This window comes from Paenibacillus sp. PAMC 26794, assembly GCF_000316035.1.
In the GTDB taxonomy this organism is placed as follows: Bacteria; Bacillota; Bacilli; order Paenibacillales; family Paenibacillaceae; genus Paenibacillus.
Genome location: NZ_ANHX01000082.1, coordinates 45544 through 61280 on the forward strand (window position 1 = coordinate 45544; position 15737 = coordinate 61280).

Here is a 15737-nt window from a genome sequence, read left to right on the forward strand (position 1 = left end):
AACAACATATGAATCCATGCTTCACCATCGAAACAGGATCGAAGTGGATTTTCCCTGATGAAATTCAGGTCTTTTTAAAGGAAATGCCGGGATTGTGTCGAAATGATAATGGCTAACTATGCGAGCAGGAAGTGATGATGTGATAGAAATGCAGGACGTGTGGAAGACCTACGCCAATGGGACCCACGCATTACAAGGGGTGTCGGTGAAGATCGACCGCAATGAATTTGTCTATATCGTCGGTCCGTCCGGCGCAGGTAAATCGACATTTATGAAATTGATGTACAGAGAAGAAGTTCCGACCAAAGGACAAATATCCATTAACGGATTTAATATTGGTAAGTTGAAGCCAAGAAAGATTCCTTATGTGCGTCGTAACATCGGCGTTGTGTTCCAGGATTTTCGTCTGTTGCCGCGGATGACAGCATTTGAGAATGTGGCATTTGCCATGGAAGTTATTGAAGCACCGAAGCGTCATATCAAGAAACGAGTGATGGAAGTACTCGACTTGGTGGGACTGCGCAGTAAAGCAAATCGTGAACCTTCACAGCTCTCGGGTGGAGAACAGCAACGTATTGCCATTGCACGGGCTATCGTCAATAACCCATCGGTTATTATCGCGGATGAGCCTACAGGTAACCTCGATCCGGAGACGTCATGGGGCATTATGCAACTGCTGGATGAGATTAATTTCCGGGGAACAACGATTGTTATGGCGACCCACAACAAAGATATCGTGAATACGATGCGTAAACGGGTAATCGCTATCGAAAGTGGACGGATTGTACGGGATCAGATGAGAGGGGAATACGGTTATGAATTTTAGTACTCTCTTGCGCCATCTGCGGGAGGGATTCAAAAACGTATTCCGCAACGGCTGGATGTCCGTAGCCTCCATCATGTCCATCATTGTGTCGCTGTTGATTCTTGGTGTGTTCATGTTGCTGGTGCTCAATGTAAATTCCATGGCGAATCAGGTTGATAGCCAGGTGGAGATCAGCACGTTCCTCGAACTGAATGTGGACGAGAACCTGCGTAACACACTGGAGCAAGAAATCAGCGCGATGCCTGAAGTAAGTGAGATTCGTTTTGTTTCCAAGGAAGAGGGACTTCAGGAGTTCCGTGAACGTCTTGGAGAGAGTGCAGATAACGTGCTTAGCGGTTTCGATGTGGACAACAACCCACTGCCGGAGACCATTGAAGTTGAGGTCATTGAACCGGAAACCGTCAATTTTGTGGCGCAAAAAATCGAAGCTTTGAACGAAAAACACCCGGAGAAGCCGATCATGAAAGTGAACTACGGCAAGGAAACGGTGGAAGTATTGTTCAAATTTACGAAGCTTGTTCGTAACATCGGATTTATTTTTGTCGGGGGACTGGGTCTCATGTCCATGTTCCTGATCTCGAATACGATTCGCGTAACGATACTGGCACGTCGCCGGGAGATCGGAATTATGAAGTTGGTTGGCGCAACCAATACCTTTATTCGCTGGCCTTTCTTTATTGAAGGTGCACTCATTGGATTTATTGGCTCGGTCATTACGGTTGGTGTGCTGTTTGTTGGGTACAGCCAGTTGATGAACACGATTGGTCAGGATGTCTTCATGCAGATGCTTAACTTGATTCCGCTCGGCGAAATCTGGGTGCTGTTTGGAACGCTGTTGATCGGACTCGGTGTGCTGGTAGGTATTTTGGGAAGTACACTGTCCATTCGAAAATCACTCAACGTTTAATTTTGTTTTCAACGATCGAATTGCAGAATATGTCGAAAAGAATGGTAAAGCAGGTTCATTAATGGGCGCTGTTTGACGATATGTAGGAAAGACGGAGTCTTTTAAGATTGAAGAAAGCAAAGAACATGCTGTTCACCACCTGTGCAGGTTGCTTTCTTGTGAAATCATAGGATGGGGGATCATCATTTTGAAAAAAACCGCTTCGCTGCTGGCCTTTACGTTATTGGCCAGTTTGACACTTCAACCTTCTGACGGATATGCCAAGAGTAGCATCAGCGATATTGACCAGCAGATTCAGCAACTGGAGAGCAAGGCGGCTTCTGCCAAGCAGGAGCAAAAAAAAGCGGCTTCCAACAAAAAGGAAGCGCAGCATTACAAGAACAAAACCAACGCTTATCTGAAGGTTGTCATGGAACAGATCAATGTCGTTAGTGATGAACTGGCCAGTGTATCCTTGCAGATCGAGAACACGGAGGAAGATCTCCGTACAACGAAAAAAGATCTGCAAGCGGCAGAAGAACGCATCGTTGCAAGGGAAAAATTGTTGGAGTCACGTGTACGCCTGATGTACACAGACGGTGCTGTATCCTATCTGGATGTATTGTTGTCCTCTACTAGCTTCACTGACTTCCTGACCCGTGCGGATTCACTGAAAACGATCGTGGATCAGGATCAGCATCTGCTGGATGAGCACAAAGCGGACAAGCAACTGGTCGTGGACAAAAAGGCAGAATTGGATGTGCAATATGCGGAAGCCAAGAGTCTGTATGCACAGAAGAAACAGCGCAAGTCCCAATTGAATGAAAAAGAAGCGGAAAAGCAAGTGCTTCTCGCTTCATATGATGCTAAAATTGAAGAGTCAGAAGAGCTGACACAAGAGCAGGAAGATGTATTAATGCAGATTGCCAGCAAACGTTCGGCACTTCTTCAAGAGAAAAATAAATTGCGTGAACAGCAAGCTGCAGCTGCAGCCAAAGCAAAAGCCGCGGCAGCCGCCCGGGCGAAAGCTGCAGCCAAGACACTAACCAGAGTGAGTTCGGATAGCAGCACGAGTGGTTCAACCAGTTCATATTCAGGCGGCAATGGCGTATTTAGTATGCCTATCTCTGGTGGAAGGATTTCCTCCTCGTTTGGTCCACGTACACATCCTATTACCGGAGAAGTGGGCAAACTGCATGCTGGCGTTGACTTTGCTGTTCCGCAAGGAACGACAGTACGAGCGGTCTCCGGTGGTGTCGTGATTGTTGCTGAATGGATGAGTGGTTATGGTAATGCCGTAATTATCGATCATGGTGGAGGATTATGGACCTTATATGCTCATAACAGTAGTTTGAGTGTTAGTAAAGGTGATACAGTCTCACGTGGAGATAAGATCTCAGAATCAGGCAATACCGGTAATTCTACGGGACCGCACTTGCATTTCGAAGTACGTGAAAACGGGACTCCTGTCAATCCGATGAACTATCTGTAAAATTTGTGTAAGCACCGAATGGAAAAAACATATTCCGTACAAGCTAGACATATACTAAGCTGGCATGTTCAGGGAATGGGTCCAAGAAACAATGGAATCGGACACGCTTCAAAACTAAAGGCGGTGACAAACGGATGATGAAGAAAAGATCGGCGCTACTGCTTGTCATTGTGGGTCTCCTGGGTGGTAGTTTGCTAACCCTGGTATTAATGACTTATCCAGGAATAGCGAACCAGACCACAGCGGGCGAAGGTTTGCTGGCTAGTGTAACCGGCAATTCACAGCAGAAGAACGATTTGAAAAAGATTGAAACTGCGATGAATTTGATCTCCAGCAACTATTATAAAGACGTGGATCAGACCAAATTGATTGACGGTGCGATCAACGGCATGATGGAATCGCTTGGTGATCCGTACTCCAACTATATGGGGCAGGAAACGGCTGCTCAGTTTGAAGAGTCGATCGAAGGTTCATTTACCGGTATTGGCGCAGAGGTATCCTCACAGGATGGAAATGTCATTGTTGTTTCCCCAATCAAAGGATCTCCAGCCGAGAAAGCGGGTATTCGTGCGAAAGATATGATTATGTCGGTCAACGGCGAATCCCTGCAAGGTTTGGAACTCAACAAGGCTGTTAACAAAATCAGAGGTCCCAAGGGCAGTGAAGCGAAGGTACAGGTCAAACGTGCCGGATCTTCCGAGCTGATTGAATTTGTCATTGTACGGGATGACATTGATCTGGAGACCGTATATGCTCACATGGAGGATGGCGGAATTGGTGTTATTGCCATTACTCAATTCTCTTTGAATACAGGCGATCGCTTCAAGGAAGAATTGGCGAAGCTTGAGAAGCAGAACATGAAAGGTCTGGTCATCGACGTACGGAATGACCCAGGCGGTGTATTGCAAGTCGTTATTGATATTGCTGAACAGTTTGTTCCTAAAGGCAAGGTTATTGTGCAAGTGGAAGACAAAAACGGCAAAAAGGAACAAAGCAAATCCAATGGATCAGCCAAAGCTTATCCAGTCACAGTCCTGATGAACAAAGGCAGTGCGAGTGCGTCGGAGATTTTGGCCGGTGCATTACAACAGTCAGCAGGTGCCAAGTTGATTGGAGAAAATTCCTTTGGTAAAGGAACCGTACAGACGAGTTATGACAAGCAGATGGGTGACGGCAGCTTGCTGAAGATCACCATTGCCAAGTGGCTCACTCCGAACGGGGACTGGATTCATGAAAAAGGAATCAAACCGGATATCGCGGTAGACCAGCCGGATTATTTCTCGGTGGCACCGATTAACAAAGAGAAGTTACCACTGAAATATGACAGCAATAGCACGGATGTGAAAAGTGCGCAGACGATGCTGAGAGGACTCGATTTCAAACCGGATCGTGTGGATGGATACTACGACCAGAAGACGGAAGAAGCGGTCAAGGCATTCCAGAAGCAAAAAGGCATTCAGGCCACAGGCCAGATTGACGAGAAAACCGCTGAATCACTGGAAGCGGCTCTGATTGAACGTATTGCCAATCCTCAATATGATGCACAGCTGAAACGCGCGATCGAAAATGTCTCAAAGGATATTTCGTCCGCTGTGTCGAAGCCATAAAGAAGGCTGATTTTCAGCCTTCTTTTTTTCTGAACCGGCTGAAGGAGAGGGGTGACCGTCCACAATGGAATGGGTATGGCCGTGGTTAACTACATTAGGCGAAGCATTGTTGCAGTTGTTTATTCAGCCGTTTTATTATATTGCGGTGATCCTGATTGCGCTCATCTATCATCGTCAGTTACTACAGGAGCGTAAATTGTTCCATGTTCGTTTGCAAAGCTCGATAACACAGACGATTCGTGCCGTGCTCGGAGGCATACTCATTGGTACCATCGTCTCGATTGTGTCCCTATTCCTCGGTGCACATCTTACACTGGGAAGCCTGATATGCATATGGGCTGCAACGTTAATTTTATCCTTGTTTCGTATCCGGTATCTGTGTTTTGCCTACGCAGCCGGGTTACTGGGTGTGCTGCAATTTGGTTTGAATCTGGCTTCAGGCTGGCAACCATCGGGTTGGATGGGGAGTATAACGGAAACGTTACGTACCCTGGATATGCCTGCACTGCTTGTCCTGGCGGCCCTTCTACATATGGGTGAAGCCCTGTTGGTACGGATGCAGGGGGTATCGATGGCATCACCGCTTCTCTTCGAGGGAAAACGCGGGAAACTGGTTGGTGGTTATCAATTGCAACAGTTCTGGGCCATTCCCCTACTGATTCTTGTCCCAGTCACAGGTAGTGGCGCGGAACTGGCTTGGAATCCACTGATGAATGCAGGTCATAGTTACATGCTGGTTGCGTTGCCGATTATGCTCGGATTTGGTGAGATAACGCAGAGTATGCTTCCGGGACAAAAGGTGCAGATCTCATCCAAGCGGTTGATGATATATGGGGCAACTTTGCTCGTGTTCAGTTTGCTTGCTGCATGGTGGTCTCCACTCATGGTGGTTGCTGCGCTGATTGCATTTATTGGACATGAATTTCTGGTATGGTACAGCGCGTTTGAAGAGCAAAACCGCAGTCCGGTATTTGTCCATCCGCAGCATGGGTTGAAGGTATTGGCTGTTATTCCGGAGAGTCCTGCTGCAGATTTGGGGATTGAAGCAGGAGAGACATTGTACAAGGTGAATGGTAAGTTGGTTCATTCGCCGGAAGAGTTACATCGTGCCCTGCGGATGAACCCGGCTTTTTGCAAGCTCGAGGTACGAAATCACCAGGGAGAAAGCAAGTTCATGCAACGAGCGATCTATGAAGGGGAGCATCATCAGCTTGGGGTCATTATGGCACCGGACAATCACGAGGTCTGGGCGATTCGGTTACGTCCACTGACGCTGTTCCATATCATCAACCTCAAATTGCTTGCCCGTCTGAAAAAACCACATAGGGACGAAGCTCCCTTGGCGTTACCGCCAGCTCCTGTGGCCAGTGATAAAGGGTCCGTGGAGATGTAACTAGCATACGTGATGAAGTATGTTGCATAAATAAAACAATGAAAAAGGTATTTCCGAGCGCCGTCACAGGCAAGGGAAATACCTTTTTTGTTATTTTTTTAACATAAAGATGGCGATCTGGGTCCGATCACGCAAGCTCAGCTTGCCGAGAATATCCGTGACGTAGTTTTTGACCGTGCCTTCACTGAGGAACAATTTGGCGGCAATTTCCTTATTGGATAACCCCTCCGATATGGCCTCGGCAACCTCCAGCTCCATACGTGTCAGTCCATAGGCTTCGATTGAATTCTGGGTCAGGGGAATTGTAGCAGGACGAAGAAGTCCTGTTAGCTTGCGGGCAATATCCGGATGGATTAACATATCGCCGTTATGTACGGTCTTGATGCCTTGAATGATCCGCTCGGGGGGCACATTTTTGAGCAAATAACCGCTTGCTCCATTCTGTAATGCCTGAATAATATACTCATCGTCGTCAAACGTAGTCAGCATGAGCACCTGGATTTCAGGAAAACGTGCCTTTATGCGTTGTGTACCTTCAACTCCGTCACATTCCGGCATCCGAATATCCATCAACACGACGTCCGCAGGCGTTCCTGCTTCAAGCAATGCCAACGCTTCCTGCCCATTTGAGGCCGTGCCTGTAACACTAATGCCGGAGCCCAGTCCGAGCAGCACTTTAAGGCTTTCGCGAATGAAGTAGTCATCGTCGGCGAGAATCAGCCGAATAAGTGGGGGCTGGCCTGAATCATTCTTGTTGTTTACATCATTCCGTACGGACATGAGAACATTCACTTCCTTTTTCAGAGTATATTCAACTGGTTCGTTATTGGAATGCGTGTAATCACTGTATACGGAAAAGCCGATTGGATCTCCATGGTTCCTCCCACCATTTGTGTACGTAGAAGCATGCCTTCCTGTCCTATACCATTTCGCTTGGAAGAATGGGGATTGATTATGCCATCATTACTTACACTCATACACACTTCCTGATCCCCGAATACCAGTTCTACGGTGATTGAAGAAGCATTTCCGTGTCGCAGGGCATTGGTCAGGGCTTCTTTGGCATTTTTGTATAAAACAATCTGTATGCTGGGATACAGCACATGGGATGTGCCATGAACTTCATAATTTGTCTTCACGTCGGTATCTCTACCCAATTCCTCTAGGAGACGATCCAGGGCGTAGGCTTCGGATGCATAGGAATTAGGTTGCAGTTTGTGTAGTGTGCTGCGCATATCATCCATACTATCGGCCAATTGATCGCGAATCTGTCTCACCATTTCCGTTCCTTGTTCCATATTCAAGGGGAGGGTCAGGAGGGCGGCTTCCGACATCATTTTGGTGCGAATCAGTCGATGCCCGATATCGTCATGAAGCTGTCTTGAGATACGAGTGCGTTCCTCTGCCTGAGCCACTCCTTCAAGTTGCTTTGTAAATAACAGCAGCTGCGCACGCGCTTCTTGTAGCTCATAATGTTTGCTGCGAAGTTCGTCATAGACTTGTTCCAGTTGTCCGCGGCTGCTCGCCGTTCTTGATCCCTGCCAGGACATAGCCGCTGTGATGAGCAGAAGCAGGTTGCCAAGAACCATCGCAGTTGTCTCTGTGGAGAGTAATGTAGTGGCGGTTGTATTTAGTGTGGTTAACCCTGGCTGTGGTGCCTGTGGGTCAGAATAATGCCAATGCAAAGCGACATTGTTAGCGACAAGCTGAATTGCAAACATCAACCATCTCCGACTTCCCTCCAGTCTGTATATATACACGTAGAGCACGGATAGAGAGAGGAAAAGCATAAATGGTCCATATATTGCAATCAGCCAGCAGCTCCAGAGTATTTCGGCCAGAAGCAACAGCCACTGCTGTGTACTTGAACGGTTGAAATCTTTCCACACGGAGAGTGCAAGTGCAATGATGATATACAGGGTGTAGACGGCTTCGTTTTCCAAGGGCAGCATCAACATGTACAGTACTGCTGGAACGATAATTAATCCGTATTGCAGAAACCGCATCGGCATATGTAAATGACATCCTTTTTATAAAAAGTGGAGTAGAAAATCTCTCGGTAATGCGCCCTTGATTATACCATAAGCAGCATTCGAATCAGGAGATGACTTAAGTCACCTTCGATTCATGACTTTTTGTACCTTCGCTACAGACTACGATCCGTTACAATAAAATCATGAAATCCAGCGGCGAAGGCCGAAACGGAAAAGGGGCGTAAAGGGATGGGCATACTTGAAGTAGATCATGTAGTAAAACGATACGGTAGCAAGCTGTCCGTGGATCATTTGGACCTTAGTGTTGGCAAAGGCGAGATTTTTGGATTGCTTGGTCCCAATGGAGCAGGAAAAAGTACCACCATCAGCATGATTGCAGGGCTCCTGAATATGGATCAGGGTGAAATTAGATTAGATGGTATCTCGGTCAAGGAGCGACCGCTTGAAGTAAAGCGCAAGATCGGACTGGTTCCGCAGGATCTGGCTTTATACGAAACCATGTCTGCTGCGGAGAATGTGACCTTTTTTGCCCGACTGTATGGACTACGTGGAAAATTGCTTAAGGAAAGAGTGCAGGAGTCCCTTGAATTTGTAGGGTTACAGGATAAAGCAAAGGATGCCCCCTCGACCTTCTCTGGTGGTATGAAACGCAGGTTAAACATCGCATGTGCGATTACACATCGCCCGGATCTAATAATTATGGATGAACCTACAGTTGGTATTGATCCGCAATCTCGGAATCATATTCTTGAATCGGTACGCACACTCAACAAGATGGGTTCAACGATCATATATACAAGTCATTACATGGAGGAAGTGGCGGCGATTAGTCACCGGGTTGCGATTATGGATCAGGGGCGAATTATTGCCTGTGGGACTGAAGCAGAGTTGAGAGAACGGGTAGCATCGGAGGAAAAAGTAGTGCTCTCCACTTCCGGTATCGGTCCCGATGCCGTGGAAGAACTGAAACTTCACCCCCGTGTGCGGATGGTAGACGTTTCAGAGAATACACTGACCATTACGCTGCCTTCGGCACAGCAGGATCTGCAGGATCTGCTCTTCATTTGCAGCAAACATGAAGTATCCATTCAGTCGCTCAAGGTCGAAGAGCCGGATCTGGAAACGTTGTTCCTCAATCTGACCGGGCGTACGCTTCGGGACTAGGGGGAGCAAGAGATGAATATATGGCATATTTGCATCTTTGAATTAAGGCGTATTCTTAAGATTCGATCTGTGGTGTTAAACCTGTTCATTCTGCCGTTGTTACTTATTTTTATATTGGGCACGGCACTTTCAAGTACGATGGGTACGGCGGATGATGTTATTCCGGACATTGTACGTGTGGGAATAATTCATTCGAATACCGAATCAGGCGAAGGATCAGATACGCTTAATCAAGCGCTGGATACATTTGTGAACTCTCCAGTGGTAGCTGAGATGGTTAAAGTTCAGAACTTTACGACAGAAGAAGAGGCTGTCCATGCGCTGCGTACCGGCAAGCTGGACTTTGCTGTACTGATTCCTTCGGATTTTGAGCAAAACGTGATGATGAGGAAAGAGGCCAGGTTACAGTGGATACGAGGAAAGGACAGCACTCTGAATACCTTGGGTGAAACCTTGTTCACACGTTTTACGGATGAATGGAACCGACAGATGGCGATTACCAAAGTGCTCGGTCCGGAAGTAATTGCTGCCATAGCCTCTGCTTCGGAGTCTGGTACGGCGAATTCCACCTCCATTGCTGTCACTAATCCCGGTAAGACAGGTACGGTGTATAGTGCCTCCCAATACTATGCAGCTTCCATGCTGGCGATGTTCATGTTGTACTCAGGCATGACAACCAGTACCAGCCTTTTTGGAGAACGGGATAACAAAACGTTAATTCGCCTTCAGGCTGCGCCTATAGGCAATGGAGTTATTTTCGCTGGCAAAATTGTAGGCAATAGTCTGCTCGCTTTCTTACAGGCAACAACGATTATCCTTATGACGTATTGGTTCTACGGTGTGTATTGGGGATCGCATCCTGGGTATATTGTGCTGACTTGTGTATGTATCACATTGGCCTCCATGACCCTTGGCGTGATTGTGGCATTGGTATGTAAAAGCACGGCATCGGCCAGTGCAACCTTACAAGGTATCATCGTTGTCATGACATTCATTAGTGGTGGATTCAGGCCCATTCCGGTTGATTTTGTACAATTGATTAGTGAATTTACGGTTAACCACTGGGCGCTCCAAAGTTTTCTGAAAATGATGCTGGATGCACCTGTAGGAGAGATTGTGTATAACATTCTAATGTTAGGCGTGGTATGCGCTGTATTACTGCTTATCTCAGGATTGATCTATAGAAAGGCAGGATACCGATATGAATAGTCTGCACATCGCCTGGTTGATGATTAGACGTACACTTGGACGTAAAATGGGCTTCATTACGTTTCTGCTTCTGCCTTGCCTGGTGGTTACAGGAGCGGTTGCTCTTTTTGGAAGCGAGCAGAGTGCACGTACTGTTATTCCCTATGTCAATGAGGATGGAGGGGTGGCAGGGACATGGATGATTCATGAACTTGCTGACAAAGAGGAGTATCTGCTCAAGCCGATGAACAACCAAGCAGAAGTGAAGGAAGCTATCGCTCAGCAAAAAGGAAGTTCAGGCATCATCATTCCGGCACGCTATACGGAGGATCTGTTACAGGGTAAGCCAACCGAAATTCAATTGGTGGAACTGCGTATAAGTGAAAGTTCCTATACCCTACGAGCAGCAGTTGAAGGTTTGACGAGCGGATTGTTACAATCTGCTTCAGCTGTTAAGGTGGCGGCAGGTCCTGTCTCAAGTGAGACGGACATACTATCGAGTACACAGAAGCCATTTGAACAGCTTTTACAGGAGATAGGAAAACATCAAGTTGCTGGTGAAGTCACCGATCTGCAGATCTATCCCAAGCCAGGCCTGAACAATGTGACTGGATTTACAATCATGTTTATGATGGGGCTGCTGACCAGTGCAGTGGCTGTGATAATGGAAGATCGCAGGAAACGTACGATGGCCAGAGTATATACGGCACCCGTCCGTGCATATGAGATTGCGCTTGGTAACTTCCTCGGCAGTTTTGTCATTGGCATGATTCAGATTGTTCTGGTTTTGGGAGTCAGCAGGTGGCTGCTGCATTATGATGCCGGTATTCCTTTTGGCATTCATTTTATCATTTTGGCCGCATTCATGCTGGTCTCCATGGGGATCGCAAGTACCGTGGCAGGATTAATCCGTAATTCCAAAAATGCCAACATGCTGAATTCACTTGTCATTATGCCAACCTGCATGATAGGTGGTTGTTTCTGGCCGATCTCGTTGATGCCGGAATATATGCAAAAGCTCGCCAACTTTGTTCCACAGAAATGGGCGATTCAGGCGGTGGAAACGATCTCTGCTGGTGGTACATTGTCGGATATCACATTGCCACTATTGATTTTGTTTGGCATGGCTGCGATTTTGCTGACCGTAGGCTCTGCAATTCTACGTCCCAGCCAGCCGGGTGTGGATGCATAAGGTAATACGACATAAAAGAAAGCACGCTCTGCTGAATTGAATTCAGTTAGAGCGTGCTCTTTTTGCTTATAAGTAATGATGCACTATGTGAAATGTTAAAGATTAAGGTTGGAGCTGACGCAAGACAGTAATTTCCACTCGACGGTTCTTTTGTCTTCCGGCCGCTGTGGTGTTGTCACCCGTTGGGCGAGTATCCGCATATCCAGCATACTGGAATCCGTCCGGGTTAAGCTTCTCTGTGTCCAGAAAAAATCGTAATACAGACAGTGCACGTTCCCCGGAAAGCTGCCAGTTATCGGTATAGGCGGAGTTTGCCCCAACAGGAACGTTATCGGTATGGCCCTCAATGCTGACAACGGTATTTAGATCACGGAACAGGCTGGCAAGTTTACTGAGTGTTGGTGCTGCACCGTCCTTTAGAGCGGCATGTCCCTGATCAAACAGGAAGCGGTCACTAAGTGTAATGGATAGGCCCTGTGGCTTGTCCGCAACAAAAATCTGATTTTCCAGTTTATTATCCTCGATATATTGGGTAATCACATTGAACAGATTTTGCAATTCCTGCTCCTGAGATCTGAACTGTTCTTCCCGTTCTGTGAGGGGCTTGTTGTCATCATCTGGCGTTGCAGCCCCGGAATCGGGAGGGCTTCCTGTACCTTTTGAAGGATCTTCACCCTGCACCTCGGACGGTGGAGTCTCTGTAATTGTCTGTCCTGGTTTCTCACCGAGTCCCTCACCAAGCTCAAGGATAGAGTCGGACGCGTTGAATGTATTTTGTAACGATTGGGTAACGACGTCATATTTACCTGAATCGAGATTGCTCATGGCATACATGATGACAAAAAAGATCAAAAGCAGAGTTATGAGATCGGCATAAGTAATCATCCAGCGATCCCGATGATCGATAGTTTCACGTTTTCCGCGCCGTTTACTGCGCCGACTCATCCAATCCCTCCTTTGCTAGGGGGCGTATATGCTGACGATGCGTAAGGGTGAAGGACTCCAGTCTTTTGCGTACAAGCTGGGGATTCTCACCGTTCTGAATGGCAAGTACACCTTCGAGAAGCATTTCCATGGTCTGCACTTCATCGGCACCTCTGGATTTGATCTTGGAGGCAATGGGCAAAAAGATAAGATTGGCACTGGCGACCCCATACAGGGTTGCGGTAAAGGCAACAGCAATGGCAGGTCCGAGTCCGGTTGGATCGGTCAAACTGCCAAGTACCTGAATAAGTCCCATTACGGTTCCGATGATCCCCATGGTTGGGGCGTAACCGCCAGCGGATTCGAATATTTTGGCATAACCCTCATGTTTTTGTTCAATCGAGTCAATCTCCATCTCCAGGATCTGGCGAACCACATCCTGATCGGTACCATCAACAACCATCTGAATACCGTCTTGCAAAAATGGATGCGGATGATCCATAACCTTGCGTTCCAATGCAAGCACACCTGAGCGGCGTGCGATCGAAGACATCTCGACCAACTCTTCAACCCATATACCGGATTCATTATTGTTACGTCCAAAAGCCATACGCAGGGCAGCTGGAATCGTACGAAGGCGATGCGCCGGGAAACTGGCAACCACAGCAGCAATCGTTCCACCGAATACAATTAAAGCAGCCGTTTTTTGCAGGAGACCGGACAATTGGCCGCCTTCCCACAAGAAACCGCTAATAACTGCGGCAATTCCGGCAATAATACCGATAAGTGTCGCAATATCCATAATTTAACCCACTCCTATCTTCATTTCACGTTTGCATCACTAAAACGAACGAGGTATAATTAAACGGGAACAAATATTCCTATTCCTATAAGTTTTCCCATATAAAAATTCGGGGAACTTCGACAATATATAGTGACTATTATTTTAGACGATAGGGTGAGATACGGCAATGAGCGATATTATAATGAGCGACAAAACGTTCGAAATCGAGTCAGAGTTTTCTCCCCAAGGTGATCAGCCTGCAGCCATTATAGAATTGGTGAAGGGTGTTCAGGAGGGGAAGAGGTACCAGACACTGCTGGGTGCAACGGGTACGGGTAAGACGTTTACGATAGCCCAGACGATAGCCCAACTGCAACGTCCGACGCTGATTATTGCACACAATAAAACGTTGGCAGCGCAGCTTGCAAGTGAGTTCAAAGATTTTTTCCCTAATAACATGGTTGAGTATTTCGTCAGTTATTACGATTATTTTCAGCCAGAAGCATATATCCCGTCCTCCGATACGTATATCGAGAAGGATTCAAGTATTAATGAAGAGATCGACAAACTGCGGCACGCAGCGACAAGTTCGTTGTTTGAGCGCAGGGACGTCATCATTGTAGCGAGTGTTTCCTGCATTTATGGTTTGGGTTCACCACACTCGTATTCAAGCATGTTGCTGTCACTTCGGGTAGGCATGGAGAAACCGCGCAATCAGATTTTGTCTCGTCTGGTAGAGATCCAGTATCAACGTAACGATATTAACTTTGTGCGGGGTACGTTCCGTGTTCGTGGGGATGTTGTTGAGATTTTCCCTGCCTCCAAGGGCGAACATGCCATTCGGGTTGAATTGTTTGGTGATGAGATCGAGAAAATTACGGAGATTGATGTGTTAACCGGAGAACTGATTGGCGAACGTGAACATATTGCCATCTTCCCGGCGTCTCACTTCGTAACGCAAGAAGAGACGATGAAGGTTGCGCTGGTGAACATTGAGCGTGAACTGGAGGAGCGTCTAGAAGTGTTGCGTGAACAGGGGAAACTGCTGGAGGCTCAGCGACTGGAGCAGCGCACACGGTATGATATCGAGATGATGAAGGAAGTTGGATTCTGTTCGGGGATTGAGAACTATTCCGGTCCACTGACTTTCCGCGAACGCGGCGATACCCCATACACACTGATGGATTACTTCCCGGATGACATGTTGATTGTGGTCGATGAGTCTCATGTGACGCTGCCACAGATCCGTGCGATGTACAATGGTGACCAGGCGCGGAAGACGGTATTGGTTGAACATGGTTTCCGTCTGCCGTCAGCGCTGGATAATCGTCCGCTCAAATTCGAAGAGTTCGAAGGCAAGATGGATCAGATCATCTATGTATCGGCCACACCAGGCCCGTATGAGATCGAGCATACCGATACGATGGTGCAACAGATTATCCGTCCAACCGGACTGCTTGATCCAATCATTGAACTGCGTCCAACGAAGGGGCAGATCGATGACTTGATTGGTGAGATTAACGACCGGATTACCAAAGACGAGCGTGTGTTGATTACAACATTAACGAAGAAGATGTCCGAGGACCTGACGGATTATCTGAAGGAAGTTGGAATCAAGGTTCGTTATCTGCACTCCGAGATCAAAACGTTGGAACGGATGGCGATTTTACGTGATTTAAGGTTGGGCGTTTTCCATGTCCTGATTGGAATCAACTTGCTCCGGGAAGGCCTCGATCTGCCCGAAGTATCCCTCGTCGCTATTTTGGATGCCGATAAGGAAGGGTTCCTGCGTTCCGAACGCTCACTGATCCAAACGATTGGTCGTGCGGCACGGAACAGCGAGGGTCGCGTTATTCTATACGGTGATAAAGTAACCGATTCGATGGACAAGGCGATTAAGGAAACCGAACGTCGTCGTGAGATTCAGATCGAGTACAACGAGAAACATGGAATTACACCACAGACGATTCGCAAAAAAGTGCGTGATGTGATTGAGGCAACCAAAGTTGCCGAATCCAAGAAAGACTATCTCACAGGCGCAGCCGAGAAGATGTCGAAGAAAGATCGCCAGGCGCTTATTCAGCGCCTAGAGGTAGAGATGAAAGATGCAGCCAAAAACCTGCAGTTTGAACGTGCTGCTGAGCTTCGCGATGCGTTGCTGGAACTTCGCGCTGAATAAGATACAGCTCATTCATATGCTCCGGTAAAGATGGATCTGTAACAAGAGAACGGCCAATTGGCCGTTCTCTTGTTGAGTAAGGAAATCGTTGATATCTACCGATAATAA

The 15737-nt window shown here is 47.3% G+C and carries 13 protein-coding genes; 9 read left to right on the forward strand and 4 right to left on the reverse strand.

All coding sequences use genetic code 11. From position 1 onward, the window contains the following. Positions 1–139: 139 nt before the first annotated feature. The 5 genes from ftsE (at position 140) to D829_RS0126855 (ending at position 6204) form a co-directional block, all read left to right on the forward strand. The gene (gene ftsE, locus D829_RS0126835; protein WP_026081444.1) at positions 140–826 is read left to right on the forward strand and encodes a cell division ATP-binding protein FtsE; all 687 of its coding nucleotides are present in this window, start codon (positions 140–142) and stop codon (positions 824–826) included. Beyond that, positions 816–1733: a permease-like cell division protein FtsX gene (gene ftsX, locus D829_RS0126840; RefSeq protein WP_017692013.1), complete on the forward strand. Its 918-nt coding sequence runs from the start codon at positions 816–818 to the stop codon at positions 1731–1733. Before ftsE ends, ftsX begins: the two co-directional genes overlap by 11 nt. 187 nt (positions 1734–1920) lie before the next feature. Further along, complete coding sequence (locus D829_RS0126845; RefSeq protein WP_017692014.1) at positions 1921–3204, forward strand: M23 family metallopeptidase; 1284 nt, start codon at positions 1921–1923, stop codon at positions 3202–3204. Between the two features lie 134 nt (positions 3205–3338). Beyond that, a complete protein-coding gene (locus D829_RS0126850; protein WP_017692015.1) occupies positions 3339–4811 on the forward strand; it encodes a S41 family peptidase in 1473 nt (490 codons plus the stop codon). Positions 4812–4875: 64 nt separating this feature from the next. Continuing rightward, positions 4876–6204: a PDZ domain-containing protein gene (locus tag D829_RS0126855; RefSeq protein WP_017692016.1), complete on the forward strand. Its 1329-nt coding sequence runs from the start codon at positions 4876–4878 to the stop codon at positions 6202–6204. A 90-nt stretch (positions 6205–6294) separates the two neighbouring features. Here D829_RS0126855 and D829_RS0126860 read toward each other — a convergent pair whose 3' ends face one another. Together D829_RS0126860 and D829_RS0126865 are read right to left on the reverse strand one after the other, a co-directional pair. Next, positions 6295–6984 (reverse strand): response regulator transcription factor, encoded by a 690-nt coding sequence (locus tag D829_RS0126860; RefSeq protein WP_017692017.1) that lies wholly within the window; start codon positions 6982–6984, stop codon positions 6295–6297. Positions 6985–7004: 20 nt separating this feature from the next. Beyond that, positions 7005–8216 carry a sensor histidine kinase gene (locus tag D829_RS0126865; RefSeq protein WP_017692018.1) on the reverse strand — a complete coding sequence of 404 codons (1212 nt, stop codon included), beginning with the start codon at positions 8214–8216 and terminating at the stop codon, positions 7005–7007. A gap of 210 nt (positions 8217–8426) precedes the next feature. Here D829_RS0126865 and D829_RS0126870 point away from each other — a divergent pair, with 210 nt between their 5' ends. The 3 genes from D829_RS0126870 to D829_RS0126880 are packed head-to-tail and all read left to right on the forward strand — an operon-like array spanning position 8427 to position 11742. Further along, positions 8427–9362, forward strand: a complete 936-nt coding sequence (locus D829_RS0126870) for an ABC transporter ATP-binding protein (RefSeq protein ID WP_017692019.1) — start codon at positions 8427–8429, stop codon at positions 9360–9362. Between the two features lie 12 nt (positions 9363–9374). Next, positions 9375–10571, forward strand: coding sequence for an ABC transporter permease (locus tag D829_RS0126875; RefSeq protein ID WP_017692020.1), 1197 nt, complete (start codon positions 9375–9377; stop codon positions 10569–10571). Further along, a complete protein-coding gene (locus D829_RS0126880) occupies positions 10564–11742 on the forward strand; it encodes an ABC transporter permease (protein WP_017692021.1) in 1179 nt (392 codons plus the stop codon). Before D829_RS0126875 ends, D829_RS0126880 begins: the two co-directional genes overlap by 8 nt. 102 nt (positions 11743–11844) lie before the next feature. Here D829_RS0126880 and D829_RS0126885 read toward each other — a convergent pair whose 3' ends face one another. Together D829_RS0126885 and D829_RS0126890 are read right to left on the reverse strand one after the other, a co-directional pair. Continuing rightward, on the reverse strand, positions 11845–12687 hold the full coding sequence (locus D829_RS0126885; protein WP_017692022.1) for a flagellar motor protein MotB: 843 nt from the start codon (positions 12685–12687) through the stop codon (positions 11845–11847). Then, complete coding sequence (locus D829_RS0126890; RefSeq protein ID WP_017692023.1) at positions 12671–13468, reverse strand: flagellar motor protein; 798 nt, start codon at positions 13466–13468, stop codon at positions 12671–12673. Before D829_RS0126890 ends, D829_RS0126885 begins: the two co-directional genes overlap by 17 nt. Before the next feature lie 169 nt (positions 13469–13637). On the opposite strand from D829_RS0126890, the gene uvrB reads away from it, so the two are divergent. Then, positions 13638–15629 (forward strand): excinuclease ABC subunit UvrB, encoded by a 1992-nt coding sequence (gene uvrB, locus D829_RS0126895; protein ID WP_017692024.1) that lies wholly within the window; start codon positions 13638–13640, stop codon positions 15627–15629. Positions 15630–15737: the final 108 nt, after the last annotated feature.